General features: G+C 65.0%; 14 protein-coding genes and 1 pseudogene. 12 read left to right on the top strand and 3 right to left on the bottom strand.

The window, feature by feature from the left end:
• Positions 1 to 65 precede the first annotated feature (65 nt).
• Positions 66 to 1,487 (bottom strand): metalloprotease TldD, encoded by a 1,422-nt coding sequence (tldD, locus tag EYE42_RS13445; protein WP_130991836.1) that lies wholly within the window; start codon positions 1,485 to 1,487, stop codon positions 66 to 68.
• A gap of 182 nt (positions 1,488 to 1,669) precedes the next feature.
• On the opposite strand from tldD, the gene coxB reads away from it, so the two are divergent.
• From coxB to EYE42_RS13390, 11 genes are all read left to right on the top strand, one after another.
• A complete protein-coding gene (gene coxB, locus EYE42_RS13440) occupies positions 1,670 to 2,566 on the top strand; it encodes a cytochrome c oxidase subunit II (protein ID WP_170309511.1) in 897 nt (298 codons plus the stop codon).
• Between the two features lie 28 nt (positions 2,567 to 2,594).
• Positions 2,595 to 3,512 (top strand): heme o synthase, encoded by a 918-nt coding sequence (cyoE, locus tag EYE42_RS13435; protein WP_130991835.1) that lies wholly within the window; start codon positions 2,595 to 2,597, stop codon positions 3,510 to 3,512.
• Positions 3,512 to 3,712 carry a hypothetical protein gene (locus EYE42_RS13430; protein ID WP_130991834.1) on the top strand — a complete coding sequence of 67 codons (201 nt, stop codon included), beginning with the start codon at positions 3,512 to 3,514 and terminating at the stop codon, positions 3,710 to 3,712. Before cyoE ends, EYE42_RS13430 begins: the two co-directional genes overlap by 1 nt.
• On the top strand, positions 3,709 to 4,284 hold the full coding sequence (locus tag EYE42_RS13425; RefSeq protein WP_130991833.1) for a cytochrome c oxidase assembly protein: 576 nt from the start codon (positions 3,709 to 3,711) through the stop codon (positions 4,282 to 4,284). Before EYE42_RS13430 ends, EYE42_RS13425 begins: the two co-directional genes overlap by 4 nt.
• Positions 4,285 to 4,312: 28 nt before the next feature.
• Complete coding sequence (locus EYE42_RS13420) at positions 4,313 to 5,143, top strand: cytochrome c oxidase subunit 3 (protein WP_130991832.1); 831 nt, start codon at positions 4,313 to 4,315, stop codon at positions 5,141 to 5,143.
• A 73-nt stretch (positions 5,144 to 5,216) separates the two neighbouring features.
• Complete coding sequence (locus EYE42_RS13415; RefSeq protein ID WP_130991831.1) at positions 5,217 to 5,888, top strand: SURF1 family protein; 672 nt, start codon at positions 5,217 to 5,219, stop codon at positions 5,886 to 5,888.
• 9 nt (positions 5,889 to 5,897) lie between these two features.
• On the top strand, positions 5,898 to 7,274 hold the full coding sequence (gene thrC / locus EYE42_RS13410; RefSeq protein ID WP_130991830.1) for a threonine synthase: 1,377 nt from the start codon (positions 5,898 to 5,900) through the stop codon (positions 7,272 to 7,274).
• Positions 7,271 to 8,545, top strand: coding sequence for a M16 family metallopeptidase (locus tag EYE42_RS13405; RefSeq protein WP_342772714.1), 1,275 nt, complete (start codon positions 7,271 to 7,273; stop codon positions 8,543 to 8,545). Before thrC ends, EYE42_RS13405 begins: the two co-directional genes overlap by 4 nt.
• The gene (locus EYE42_RS13400; protein ID WP_130991829.1) at positions 8,545 to 9,126 is read left to right on the top strand and encodes a GNAT family N-acetyltransferase; all 582 of its coding nucleotides are present in this window, start codon (positions 8,545 to 8,547) and stop codon (positions 9,124 to 9,126) included. The genes EYE42_RS13405 and EYE42_RS13400 overlap by 1 nt, the downstream gene beginning before the upstream one ends.
• Before the next feature lie 10 nt (positions 9,127 to 9,136).
• On the top strand, positions 9,137 to 10,534 hold the full coding sequence (locus EYE42_RS13395; protein WP_130991828.1) for an FAD-binding oxidoreductase: 1,398 nt from the start codon (positions 9,137 to 9,139) through the stop codon (positions 10,532 to 10,534).
• A 13-nt stretch (positions 10,535 to 10,547) separates the two neighbouring features.
• Entirely contained in the window at positions 10,548 to 11,075 is a 528-nt protein-coding gene (locus tag EYE42_RS13390) for a hypothetical protein (RefSeq protein ID WP_130991827.1), read from the top strand.
• A gap of 89 nt (positions 11,076 to 11,164) precedes the next feature.
• Here the strand turns inward: EYE42_RS13390 and EYE42_RS13385 are convergent, their stop codons facing one another.
• On the bottom strand, positions 11,165 to 11,698 hold the full coding sequence (locus EYE42_RS13385; RefSeq protein ID WP_130991826.1) for an adenine phosphoribosyltransferase: 534 nt from the start codon (positions 11,696 to 11,698) through the stop codon (positions 11,165 to 11,167).
• On the bottom strand, positions 11,695 to 12,297 hold the full coding sequence (locus EYE42_RS13380; protein ID WP_130991825.1) for a flavin reductase family protein: 603 nt from the start codon (positions 12,295 to 12,297) through the stop codon (positions 11,695 to 11,697). Before EYE42_RS13380 ends, EYE42_RS13385 begins: the two co-directional genes overlap by 4 nt.
• Before the next feature lie 122 nt (positions 12,298 to 12,419).
• On the opposite strand from EYE42_RS13380, the pseudogene EYE42_RS13375 reads away from it, so the two are divergent.
• Positions 12,420 to 12,896, top strand: a pseudogene (locus EYE42_RS13375) (GNAT family N-acetyltransferase); the annotation flags it as partial.
• Positions 12,897 to 12,918: the final 22 nt, after the last annotated feature.

The following is a 12,918-nucleotide window of genomic DNA, read 5'->3' as shown; positions in this document are numbered from 1 at the left end:
GCTGCCTCCGCCTTGCCTGCGCCTCAGCGTTACCGGCAAGGCGTTAACAACTGGTTAGCGATCCGTCACGCGGCCGATCCGCCCACCGTCAGCCCGCCGATCAGCAGCGTGGGCTGGCCCACGCCCACCGGCACCCACTGACCCTGCTTGCCGCAATTGCCGATGCCGGGATCCAGAGCCATGTCGTTGCCGATGGCGCGAATCTGTTGCAGGGCAGTCGCGCCGTCGCCGATCAGCGTGGCGCCCCGGATCGGATCGCCGACGACGCCGTTCCTGACCCGATAGGCCTCGGTGCAGGAAAACACGAACTTGCCGTTGGTGATGTCCACCTGGCCCCCGCCAAAGCCCACGGCATAGATGCCGTCCCGCAGATCGGCCAGAATCGCTGCCGGGTCGGCGTCGCCGCCGGGCATGTAGGTGTTGGTCATGCGCGGCATGGGCGCGTGGGCAAAGCTTTGCCGGCGGCCATTGCCGGTGGGTTCCACCCCCATCAGCCGGGCGTTCTGCCGGTCCTGCATGTAACCCACCAGAATCCCGTCCTCGATCAGCACGTTCCGGGCAGGGGGCGTGCCCTCGTCGTCGATGCCGATGCTGCCCCGGCGATCGGGGATGGTGCCGTCATCGACCACCGTGACGCCCGGCGCCGCGACCCGCTGGCCCAGCAGCCCGGCAAAGGCCGACGCCTTCTTGCGGTTGAAGTCGCCCTCGAGCCCGTGGCCCACAGCCTCGTGCAGCAGGATGCCGGGCCAGCCGGGGCCAAGCACCACGTCCATCACCCCGGCCGGTGCCGGGACCGAACGCAGGTTGACCAGGGCGATGCGCAGCGCCTCGTCCACAGCGGGTCGCCAATAGGCAGGGTCCATCAGGCCGGACAGCGACACCCGCCCGCCACCGCCAAAGCTGCCCGATTCCCGGCGGTCGTTGTTTTCCACGATCACGCCGACATTCAGCCGGGCCATCGGCCGGATGTCGGTCACAAGCTGGCCTTCGGGACGCAGGATCGCCACCTCTTGCAGCGATGACGCCAGCGATACCGTGACCTGGACCACGCGCGGATCGCGCGAGCGGGCATGATCGTCGATTTCGCGCAGCAGGGCGATGCGGTCGGCGAACGCGATCCCCTGGGCGGGATCGGCATCCATGTAAAGGGGCGTGACCGTCATGGGCGGCGCCTTGGCCAGGGTGCCGCCGCCCGCGCCCACCGCAAGACGCGCGGTTTCCGCCGCGCGGCGCAGGGCCTGTTCTGAAAGTTCGGTTGCATGGGCATAGCCTGTCACCTCGCCCCGCACGGCGCGAAGGCCGAACCCCTGCGTGGCGTTGTAGCCGGAATTGCGCAGCCTGCCGTCGTCGAAGACAAGGGACTCGGATACCGAGCGTTCCAGGAACAATTCGCCGTCATCGGCCCCGGCCAGGGCCTTTTGGAGGATGGCAAGGGCGTGGCTGCGGTCGAGATGCGACGCAAAGGGATCAAAGGTGCCGAGGGTCATGGCGAAGAGGTCTTTCTGGCGGACGGCAGGGCGAACAGCGCCGCGATTTTGCGACACTGCGACGATGTATCACTTGCCCGTAGGGACAAGATATGGTCATAGAACGAGGAATGCTCAAGGAAAAGGGTGGCCCTCGGGCGCCCTGCGGTCGCGCGGCCGCACCAAGGATACGGGATGGGATAATGGCAACAGCGATGATTCGCCGCGCGGTCGCGGCAATGTCCGGGCTTGCGGCATGGGGAGCGGTGGCAGGTGCCGCGCTTGCCCAGGACGCCCTGGGCGACCTGCCGGTGATCGGCAAGCCCCAACCTCGGGGCATAAACTTTCAGCCGGCTGCGACCGAACTGGCCCGCGACCAGCAGTGGCTGGATCATTTCGTGCTGGTCATCATTGCGGTCATCACGGTCTTCGTGTGCGCGCTGCTGGCGGTCGTCATCCTGCGCTATAACAGCCGCTCGAACCCGGTTCCCGCCCGGTTCACCCATAATACGCCGCTGGAAATCGGCTGGACGCTGGTTCCGGTGCTGATTCTGGTGGCGATCGGCGCCTTTTCGCTGCCGATCCTGTTCCGCAGCCAGGAGATGCCATCCGATCCGGATGTGGTGATCAAGGCCATCGGCCACCAGTGGTACTGGTCCTATGAATATCCCGAAAACGGCGTCAGCTTCGATTCGATCATGCTGGCCAAGGAGGAACTGGCCGATTACGGCTATGCCGAGGACGAATACCTGCTGGCGACCGACACCGCCGTCGTCGTGCCCGTGGGCCAGACGGTTCTTTTGCAGGTGACGGCGGATGACGTGATCCATAGCTGGACCATCCCGGCATTCGCCGTGAAGCAGGACGCCGTTCCCGGCCGGATTGCACAGGCCTGGTTCAACGTCGAACAGGAAGGCGTCTATTTCGGCCAGTGCAGCGAACTCTGCGGCATCAACCATGCCTACATGCCGATCGTCGTCAAGGCGGTCAGCCCCGAGGTGTATGCCCAGTGGGTCGCCGATCAGGGCGGTTCCCTGGAGGGCCCCGCCGCGACGGCTGCGCTCGACCTTTCCGGCGTGACGCTGGCCAAGGCCGAGTGATCGCCGATTCCAACAGTCAGACGAAGCGATGACCGACATCAACACGTATGAAGGCGCCCCCGAGGCCGAGTTCCGCGATTTCGTCGCGCTGCTGAAGCCGCGTGTCATGTCGCTGGTCGTCTTCACCGCTTTCGTGGGACTGTGGGTGGCACCTGTCGATGTGCATCCGTTCATCGCCTTCTGCTCGGTCCTGTTCATTGCGCTGGGGGGTGGGGCGTCGGGCGCGCTGAACATGTGGTACGACGCCGACATCGACGCCGTGATGCAGCGAACCCGGAACCGGCCCATCCCGGCCGGCCGGATCGAGGCCAGCGCGGCGCTGTCGCTGGGCCTGATCCTGTCAGGTTTTTCGGTCATGATGCTGGGGCTGGCGGCGAACTGGTTCGCGGCGGGCTTTCTGGCCTTTACGATCTTCTTCTATGCCGTCGTCTATACGATGTGGCTGAAGCGGTGGACGCCGCAGAACATCGTCATCGGCGGCGCCGCCGGGGCCTTTCCGCCGATGATCGGCTGGGCCTGCGCCACGGGCGGGATCAGCACCGAATCCCTGCTGATGTTCGCCCTGATCTTTTTCTGGACGCCGCCGCATTTCTGGGCCCTTGCCCTGTTCATGAAGCAGGATTATCACAAGGCCCGCGTGCCCATGCTGACCGTTACGCATGGCCGCCCTGCCACCCGGCGCCATATCTTCGCCTATACCCTGGTGCTGGCGCCCTTTGCGCTGGGGCTGGGAATGACCTCGGTCGGCGGGCCGGTCTATCTGGCAGCATCGGTGGTGCTGAACGCGCTGTTCATCCTGGGCGGCTGGCGGATCCTGCGCCGGAGCGAGGAAATGGCCCTGGCGGATGGCTATGCGGTCGAACGGCGGGTGTTCAAGCTGTCGCTGAACTATCTGTTCCTGCATTTCGGGGCGCTTCTGGTGCAAAACTGGATGGGGGGCTGGTGATGCCGCTGAACACCGAACACGAGATCCATTCCCGCCGCCGGTCGCGCAATGTCGGGCTGGCCGCAGTGCTGGTCGGCTTTATCGCCCTGGTCTTCGGCCTGACGGTGGTCAAGGTCCAGCAAGGGGACATGATGGAGGCTTTCGACCATCAGACCCGAGTGTCGGTTCTGCCGGCAGAACCCGCCGAGGCCGAGGAATGAGCCGGCGCATGTCACCCGAGGCCCGGACCGTATCCTGGCTGGTCGGGCTTGTCGTGACCATGGGCGCACTGGCCTGGGCCGCGGTGCCGTTCTATGACTGGTTCTGCCGGGTGACGGGATACGGCGGGACCACGCAGGTCGCGGCGGCGGGATCGGATCAGGTGCTGGACCGCACCATCCGGGTGCGCTTTGACGCCAATGTGGACAAGGGGATGGCTTGGACCTTCCGTCCCATGCAGACCAGCATGGAACTGCGCATCGGCGAGAATGGCATGGCCTTCTACGAGGCGATCAACAATTCGGACGTGCCCGTCACAGGCACCGCCAGCTACAACGTTGCGCCCGAGGTGGCGGGCTATTATTTCAGCAAGATCGAATGCTTCTGCTTCACGGAACAGACCCTGCAACCGGGCGAGCGCATCGAGATGCCGGTCAGCTTTTTCGTCGATCCCGCACTGGTCGGCGACGGCGACGCAAGCTGGATCCGGGACATTACCCTGTCCTATACCTTTCACCCAACCGAACCCCGGCAGGCGGCGCTTGAAGCCCCTGCCTCCGACACGGTAAACTGACAACAAGCAGACACGACGGGGACCGCTCATGGCGCACGCAAAGAACCACGACTACCACATCCTTCCGCCGTCGATCTGGCCGTTCATCGGTGCCGTCTCGGCCTTTCTGATGCTGTATGGCGCCGTCGGCTGGATGCGCCCCGACGAGGTGACGCTGCTGGGCATTCCGGTTACCGGACCCTGGCTGTTCCTGATCGGCTTTGTCGGGGTGCTGTATGTGATGTACAGCTGGTGGGCCGATGTCATTCATGAAAGCCAGGCGGGCGATCACACGCCGGTGGTCCGCATCGGCCTGCAATACGGCTTCATCCTGTTCATCATCTCAGAGGTGATGTTCTTTGCCGCCTGGTTCTGGAACTTCATCAAGCAGGCCATGTATCCGATGGGACCGGAAAGCCCCATCAAGGACGGCGTCTGGCCGCCCGAGGGGATCGTGACCTTCGATCCCTGGCACCTGCCTTTCATCAACACGCTGATCCTGCTGCTGTCGGGCGTGGCCGTGACCTGGGCCCACCATGCCCTGGTCCATGAGAACGACCGCAAGACCACCATCAACGGCCTGATCATCGCGGTGATCCTGGGGGTCGTTTTTTCGATCCTGCAAGCCTACGAATACAGCCATGCGGCGTTCGGGCTGGCCGATACGGCCTATGCCGGCGCCTTCTATCTGGCGACAGGATTCCACGGCCTGCACGTGATCATCGGCACCATCTTTCTGGCGGTTTGTCTGGTGCGGCTGATGAAGGGACAAATGGATCAGGACAAGCATATCGGGTTCGAGGCCGCCGCTTGGTACTGGCACTTCGTCGATGTGGTCTGGTTGTTCCTGTTCGCAGTAGTTTATGTCTGGGGAAGCTGATCCCCGCCTCCTCTCTGATGCACCGCGCGGGGCAGCTCCCCGCGCGTTTTTCGTTGCGATTGGCTGATACATCATGCGCCGCATCCTGTTCCCCCTGATCCTCGGCATCGTCGGCTGCGCGATCCTGATCCAGCTTGGCTTGTGGCAGTTGCGCCGGCTGGACTGGAAAGAGGACGTGCTTGGACAGATCCAGGCCAGCATCAATGCCGATTCCGTCCCCTTGCCCGCCACGGTCGATCCCTCGATGAAATACCTGCCCGTCATCGTCAGCGGCACCACCACCGGCGCCGAGATCGACGTGCTGTCCCACACCAAGGAGCAAGGCGGCGGCTATCAGGTCGTGTCGCGGTTCGTGACCGACGACGGACGGGCGATCATGGTGGACCGGGGCTTTGTCCCACAGGAGTTGCGCCACGCCGAACGCGGTCCCACCCGGCTGTCCATCCGGGGAAACCTGCACTGGCCGGATGAGAAGGGCGAGGCCACGCCCGACCCCAACCTGGACGAGAACATCTGGTTCGCCCGCGACGTGCCCGCCATGGCCGAGGTGCTGGAAACCGAACCCGTGCTGGTCGTGGCCAGCTTTGTCGAAGGCGACGCACAGGGGGTCCAGCCCCTTCCGGTCGCCATCGAGGGCATTCCCAACAACCACCTGTCCTATGCCGTTCAATGGTTCCTGATCGCGGCCGCCTGGGCAGGGATGACACTGGCCCTGATCTGGCGTATCAGGCAGCGGACATACTAAGGGAACAGGATGCGCTACGTCTCGACGCGGGGAAAGGCCCCGGTTCTGAACTTCGAAGGGGCCATGCTGTCCGGTCTCGCCCGCGACGGCGGGCTGTATCTGCCCGAGACGATCCCGGCCCTGGGCGGGCTGAACGAGCTGGACGGCCTGGCCTATGACGAGGTTGCGTTCCGCGTCATCCGGCCCTTTACCGGCGACAGCTTTTCCGATGCGGACCTGCGCGGCGCCATCGCCCGCGCCTATGCGCGCATCGAACATGCGGCCAAGGCGCCGCTGCGCCAACTGGCCCCCGGCCATCACCTCATGGAACTGTTCCACGGCCCGACACTGGCCTTCAAGGACTTCGCGATGCAACTGATCGCGCAATTGTTCGAGATCGCGTTGAAGCGGTCCGGCCAGCGGATCACCATCGTCGGCGCGACCTCGGGCGATACCGGCAGCGCCGCCATCGAGGCGTTCAAGGGCATCGACAATGTCGATGTCTTCATCATGTTCCCTCATGGCCGCGTCAGCGAGGTGCAGCGCCGGCAAATGACCACGCCCACCGCCGAAAATGTTCATGCCCTTGCCGTAACGGGCCACTTCGACGACTGCCAGGCGCGGCTGAAGGATCTGTTCAACGACCATGCCTTTCGCGATCGGGTGGGACTGGCAGGGGTCAACAGCATCAACTGGGCACGGGTGGTGGCGCAGATCGTCTATTACGTCACCGCAACCGCCAGCCTGGGGATGCGGGAAACCGACTTCACCGTGCCCACAGGCAATTTCGGCGACATCTTCGCGGGATCCGTGGCCCGCGCCATGGGTCTGCCGATCCGCCGGCTGATCGTGGCGACGAACCAGAACGACATTCTGCACCGGGCTCTGACCACCGGCGAATACAGGGTGGGCACGGTCGAGCCTTCGATCAGTCCCTCCATGGATATCCAGGTCAGTTCCAACTTCGAACGGGCGCTGTATCTGGCTTATGGCGGGGATGCGCCTGCGGTCGCGCAACTCATGGACGAGTTGCGCGAAGGCGGCTTTGTCATCAGTCAGGGTGCGCTTCAGTCCCTGCGCGACCAGTATCTGTCGGGCCGCGTGTCCGAGGATGAGACGTTGGCGATGATCCGCACCATCCGTGCGGAAACGGGTGAGGTTCTGTGCCCGCACAGTGCGGTGGGCGTCGCCGTCGCCCGCCGGCATGTCGAACCCGGCGTGCCGATGGTGACGCTGGCCACCGCCCATCCGGCCAAGTTTCCCGACGCGGTCGAGGCCGCCATCGGCATCCGACCCGCCCTGCCCCCGCATATGGCGACCCTGTTCGATCTGCCCGAGCGTATGACGCGGGTTGAAAACGACGTGGCCGCGCTTAAATCGCTGATCCTTGAGCGGAGAACCCAGTGAACCAAGATCCCGGCCAGCAGATCACGACCCTTCCGAACGGCTTGCGCATCGCCACACGGCTGATGCCGGGACTGCATTCTGCCACGCTTGGTGTCTGGGTCAATGCGGGCGGACGCAATGAACGCGCCGACCAGAACGGCATCGCCCATTTCCTTGAGCATATGGCCTTCAAGGGCACCACGACCCGCAGTGCTTTGCAGATTGCCGAGGCGATCGAGGATGTGGGCGGCTATATCAACGCCTATACCTCGCGCGATGCCACGGCCTATTATGTCCGTGTCCTGCAAAGCGACGTGGATCTGGCCTTCGACGTGATCGCGGATATCGTGCTGAACCCGGTTTTCGACGAGCGCGAGATCGAGGTCGAGCGCGGTGTGATCCTGCAGGAAATCGGGCAGTCGATGGACACGCCCGACGACATCATCTTCGACTGGCTGCAAGAGGCGGCCTATCCTGACCAGCCGATGGGCCGCACCATTCTGGGCCATGCCGAACGCGTCAGTCACTTTGCGCGCGCCGACCTGTCGGGCTTCGTGGCCGAGAATTACGGTCCCGGCCAGATGATCGTGGCGGCTGCGGGCGCGGTCGATCACGACCGCATTGTTCGCCTGGCCGAACGCGCCTTCGGGCATCTTGTGCCCGTGATGCAGGCCCCGAAGGAGGCCGCCCGCTGGCAGGGCCTGGAAACCCGCAAGGTCAAGAAGCTGGAGCAGGCCCATTTCGCCCTGGCGCTGGAGGGGCCGGGCTATCTGGCACCCGATTTCTATGCCGCGCAGATCTTTTCCTCGGCCCTGGGCGGGGGCATGTCCTCGCGCCTGTTCCAGAAGATCCGCGAGGAACGGGGCCTGTGCTACACGATCTTCGCGCAGTCGGGATTTCATGACGACACCGGAATGCTGACCATCTATGCCGGCACCGGAGCCGAGGATCTGGCCGACCTGTCCACCCTGACCATCGACGAAATCCGCCGCGCCGCCGCCGACATGTCCGAGGCCGAGGTCGCCCGCGCCAAGGCGCAGTTGCGCGCCAGCCTGCTGATGTCGCTGGAAAGCCCCTCCGCCCAAGCCGAGCGGATGGCGCGCACGCTGGCAATCTGGGGCCGGGTGCCCGACGCGGCCGAGGTGGCCGACCGTATCGCCGCCGTCACCGTGGCCGAGGTGCGCGGCCATGCCGAAGGGCTGATCGCCCATGCCCGTCCGGCGCTGGCGCTCTATGGTCCGGTCAGGGCGGCGCCTGCGCTGGGCACGCTGGCCGAACGGCTTGCCGCCTGATGTTCCTGCGCCAGCGACCCGTGCGGCTGGAAACCGAACGGATCGTGCTGCGCCTGCCTGCCCACGGCGATTTCCATGCCTGGTCCTCTCTGCGCCAGGCCAGCCGGTCGTTCCTGACCCCCTGGGAGCCCGTCTGGTCGCCCGACCACCTGACCCGCAAAAGTTTCGTGAACCGGGTCTATTGGGCTGCCCGCGCCAGCCGGGGCGGCACCGCCCTGCCGCTGTTCCTGATACGCCGCGACGGCGTGCTGTTGGGGGCGATCACGCTGGACAATATTCGCCGTGGCCCGGCGCAGTCGGGAACCATCGGCTACTGGATCGGCCAGCCCTTTGCCCGGCAGGGCTACATGCGCGAGGCGATCGGCCTGCTGGTCCACCACGCCTTTACCGCCCTTGACCTGTCGCGGATCGAGGCGGCCTGCCTGCCGGAAAACGCAGCCTCGCGGGCGGTGCTGGAACGGTCGGGCTTCAAGTACGAAGGGGTGGCGCAAAGCTATCTGCAGATCGACGGGCGGTGGCGCAACCATGTGCTGTATGCCAACCTTCGCAGCGACCGGCGCGGTCGCAGCGATGCCCGGTAAGGGGGGGGCGATGCTGAACGATGCCACCGATGCGCTGATCCCGCTGCTGCCGGCGGGTGTGCTGCGCGACATGGCGCCCGCCTATCTTGACGAGCCGCGGGGCCGTTTCCGGGGACGGGCGGGTCTGATCGCCGCCCCCCGCAGCGTGGATGAGGTTTCGGCCATTGTCCGCGCCTGCGCCGATGCGCACGTGCCCATCGTGCCGCGTGGCGGCGGCACCGGACTGGTGGGTGGGCAGGTGATGCCCGACGGCACCGTGCCGCTGGTCCTGTCGCTGGAACGCATGAGCGCCATTCGCGCCATCTACCCCGAGGAAGGCGTGATCGTGGCCGAGGCGGGGGCGACGCTGCACCAGATCCGCGATGCGGCAGGCAGGGCGGGGCGCCAGTTCCCGCTGGCCCTGGCCTCGGGCGGGACGGCGCAGATCGGCGGCGTTCTGGCCACCAATGCGGGCGGCGTGAACGTGCTGCGTTACGGCAACGCCCGCGCCCTGTGCCTGGGGGTCGAGGCGGTGCTGCCGCAGGGCCAGGTCATGCACGACCTGAAGCGGCTGCGAAAAGACAACACCGGCTATGACATCCGCGACCTGCTGATCGGGGCCGAAGGCACGCTGGGCATCATCACCGCCGCATCGCTGGTGCTGGCCCCGGTGCCGGCGGAAACCGGCGTGGCGATGCTGGTCGTGGACTCGCCCGAATCCGCGCTGATCCTGCTGTCGCTGGCCCAGGCCAGGATGGCGGGCGGGGTGACGGCGTTCGAACTGATCTCGGGGCAGGGGTTGCGGTTCCTGGACGTGGCCTTTCCAGACCTGCGCCAGCCTTTCCCCGACCGCCCCGACTGGCTGGTGCTGATCGAGGTCGGCCTGCCTTCCGGCCTGTCCGCCGACGACGCGCTGGAGACCCTGTTCACCGATGCCGCCGAGGCCGGTCTTGTCAGCGACGGCGTGATCGCCCGATCCGGCCAGCAGGCCGCCGATCTGTGGGCGGTCCGCGAAACCATCCCCGAGGCCAACCGCCACATCGGCGCCATCGCCAGCCACGACATCAGCCTGCCGCTGACCGAGATCGCCCGCTTCATCCGCGACGCAGGTGCCATGCTGGCGGGCATGGCCGATCTGCGGATCAATTGCTTCGGCCATCTGGGCGACGGCAACCTGCATTTCAACCTGTTCCCGGCCGAGGGTCGGACGCGGGATGTCTATGACGGGGTCCGGCGCGCCCTGTCCCGCGCGGTGCATCATATGGTCGTGACGCGCGGCGGGTCGTTTTCGGCGGAACACGGGGTCGGGCGGCTGAAGGCGGCGGACCTGGCCGAATGGGGCGATCCCGCGCGGCTGGCAGCGATGCGGGCGATCAAGGATGCGCTGGATCCGGCGGGGATCATGAATCCGGGGGTGATTCTGACTTAAAAGGAGCGGGACGATGGAGGGTAGCTCATCTTTTTCATTGCTGTTTGAGGATTTTCCAGAACTTCGGGCACCGGAGGCTATGCTAGAAAAGGAAGTACTAGCCCACTTTGGCCTCCTCTTTTCTGGATATGCCTTGCTAGAGACAGGTCTGCAAAACTGTTACATATTCTGGCAACTCCGCACCCTGCAATCGGGTGGAAGGATATCCGATCAAGCAGCATGGGAAGTTAGCTACGATTTCCTAGAAAGGCATGCGCACGCGTCAACTTTTGGCACCTTATTGAAACTACTGTCTAATTGCGTCTTTCTTTCGGCGTATCAGGGCGAACTGGACGACTTGAAGAAAAAGAGAGACTATTTTGCACATCACTTTTTCCGAGAAGAAAACGACAAGATGTTTTCCCGAGCCGCAATGTTACAGTTGATAGACGGGATGGATAGTCTTCGCCGGCGGGTCAAGGTGGCAGAGCAGCATGTTGATTCTGCCGCTTTTGCGATGATCTCCGAAATTTACCCAGGCGTTGATCTTTCCGAAAATTAAAAGGTTTATGCGCAGATTTAAAATACTCTGCGCAGAATAATCCTAGTAAATCATTCGGATGGGATTAACGACTGAATATATTATTGTCCTCATTCCCCCTCGAACGCGCACAACGCATGAACCTCATGCCCCAAGCCTTCCAGCACCTTCCGTCCCCCCAGATCCGGCAGGTCGATGACAAAGGCACACCCCACCACCTTCGCCCCCAGCCGCTCGCACAACGCAATCCCCGCCGCCGCTGTCCCGCCTGTCGCTAACAGATCATCGACGATCAGCACCCGCTCGCCCGGCCTCATGGCGTCGTCATGGACCTCGACCACGGCCTCGCCATATTCCAGGTGATAGGCTTCGGAAATCACCGCGCCGGGCAGCTTGCCCTTTTTGCGGATCGGCACGAAGCCGGTGCACAACTGATGCGCCACCGCGCCGCCCAGGATGAATCCGCGCGCCTCGAGCCCCACCACCTTGTCGATCCGCGCGCCCGCATAGGGGGCCAGAAGCTGATCGACCGCGATGCGAAAGCCCCGTGCATCGGCAAACAGCGTCGTCACGTCGCGGAACAGGATCCCGTCATGGGGAAAATCGGCGATGGTGCGGATATAGTCCCTGACGTTCAGGCTCATGCCGGACGGTCCATCTGGAACAGCTCGGTGACGGTCGTATAGTCCTTGTAACCCAGCCGCGCGATCCAGCCGCCCGCCGCGCGGGGATCGAAGCGGCCATCGACCAGACAGTCGTCGCGGACATGCACGCCGGTCACCACGCCAAAAACGGCATAGTTCGCGTCGCCCGCCAGGGGGACCACGCGGGTCATCCGGCATTCCAGGGCGGCGGCGGCCCCGGCCACGCGCGGGCAGGCGATGGTGTCGCATTCTGCGGCCGTGATCCCCGCCGCCTCGAACTCGCTGACACCCGCGGGCAGGAGGGCCGAGCTTGCGTTCACCGCGTCCCGCAGGTCGCCCGTGGCGATGTTGACGCAGAACACGCCCGTCTCGACGATCTGCGCCACGCTGTCCTTGGTGCCGCGCCGGTCGGGTTTGGCCCCGGTCGAGGCGAACATGACCTGCGGCGGCACATAGGCCACGGCGTTGAAGAAGGAATAGGGCGCAAGATTGTCGCCCGCCTTTCCTCGGGTGGAAATCCAGCCGATCGGGCGCGGCGCGATGATCGCGTTGAAGGGGTTGTGGGGCAGCCCGTGGCCAGCCTCGGGGCGGTAGAACATCGCGGGCCTCCTTTGCCTGTCCGGCCAACCTGCCATCAGCCGCGTGAACCCGCAATGGCCGCCGCCGGTTTCATCGCAGACAGGCCCGTGCTAAGGGGCCGCGAGGACCGACAGGAGGCGCGATGTACGAAATCTGCCCCGAAACGCCCGCCGACGAAGCCGAGGTCGAGAGCCTTTACGATCTTTGCTTCGCGCCGGGACGGACGGCGCTGTCGTCCTATCGCCTGCGGGACGGCGTGCCCAGGGTTTCCGACCTGTGCCTGGTGCTGCGCGATCCGACCGGCATCCTGCTGGCCGCGATCCGGTTCTGGCCGGTGCGCGTCGGGGGGCGGCCGGTGTTGCTGCTGGGACCGATCGCCGTTCATCCGACGGCGCAGGGCGAGGGGCTGGGCGGGCTCTTGATGCGCGACAGTCTTGGGCGCGCACGCGCCCTGGGGTGGGAAAGGGTGCTGCTGGTAGGGGATGCGCCCTATTACAGCCGCTTCGGGTTCTCGCGTCTGGACCATGTGGTCATGCCGCCGCCCACCAACCCCGACCGCGTTCTTGGCTTGGAACTTAGCCCCGGCGCCTGGGTTGACGTGACAGGGCTTGTCAGCCGAGAAAGCCCGTCGAACGATCAGG

The organism is Paracoccus subflavus (genome assembly GCF_004310345.1).
Lineage (GTDB): Bacteria > Pseudomonadota > Alphaproteobacteria > Rhodobacterales > Rhodobacteraceae > Paracoccus > Paracoccus subflavus.
Note: the sequence above shows the minus strand (reverse complement) of the source record. Positions and strands in the feature narration are given on the sequence as shown.

What these genes read in the sequence shown, in the direction of transcription:
- thrC (WP_130991830.1), top strand. Translation starts at nt 5,898, where the DNA reads ATGCGCTACGTCTCGACGCGGGGAAAGGCCCCGGTTCTGAACTTCGAA.
- coxB (WP_170309511.1), top strand. Translation starts at nt 1,670, where the DNA reads ATGGCAACAGCGATGATTCGCCGCGCGGTCGCGGCAATGTCCGGGCTT.
- cyoE (WP_130991835.1), top strand. Translation starts at nt 2,595, where the DNA reads ATGACCGACATCAACACGTATGAAGGCGCCCCCGAGGCCGAGTTCCGC.
- EYE42_RS13380 (WP_130991825.1), bottom strand. Translation starts at nt 12,297, where the DNA reads ATGTTCTACCGCCCCGAGGCTGGCCACGGGCTGCCCCACAACCCCTTC.
- EYE42_RS13400 (WP_130991829.1), top strand. Translation starts at nt 8,545, where the DNA reads ATGTTCCTGCGCCAGCGACCCGTGCGGCTGGAAACCGAACGGATCGTG.
- EYE42_RS13430 (WP_130991834.1), top strand. Translation starts at nt 3,512, where the DNA reads ATGCCGCTGAACACCGAACACGAGATCCATTCCCGCCGCCGGTCGCGC.
- EYE42_RS13385 (WP_130991826.1), bottom strand. Translation starts at nt 11,698, where the DNA reads ATGAGCCTGAACGTCAGGGACTATATCCGCACCATCGCCGATTTTCCC.
- EYE42_RS13395 (WP_130991828.1), top strand. Translation starts at nt 9,137, where the DNA reads ATGCTGAACGATGCCACCGATGCGCTGATCCCGCTGCTGCCGGCGGGT.
- EYE42_RS13420 (WP_130991832.1), top strand. Translation starts at nt 4,313, where the DNA reads ATGGCGCACGCAAAGAACCACGACTACCACATCCTTCCGCCGTCGATC.
- tldD (WP_130991836.1), bottom strand. Translation starts at nt 1,487, where the DNA reads ATGACCCTCGGCACCTTTGATCCCTTTGCGTCGCATCTCGACCGCAGC.
- EYE42_RS13390 (WP_130991827.1), top strand. Translation starts at nt 10,548, where the DNA reads ATGGAGGGTAGCTCATCTTTTTCATTGCTGTTTGAGGATTTTCCAGAA.
- EYE42_RS13425 (WP_130991833.1), top strand. Translation starts at nt 3,709, where the DNA reads ATGAGCCGGCGCATGTCACCCGAGGCCCGGACCGTATCCTGGCTGGTC.
- EYE42_RS13415 (WP_130991831.1), top strand. Translation starts at nt 5,217, where the DNA reads ATGCGCCGCATCCTGTTCCCCCTGATCCTCGGCATCGTCGGCTGCGCG.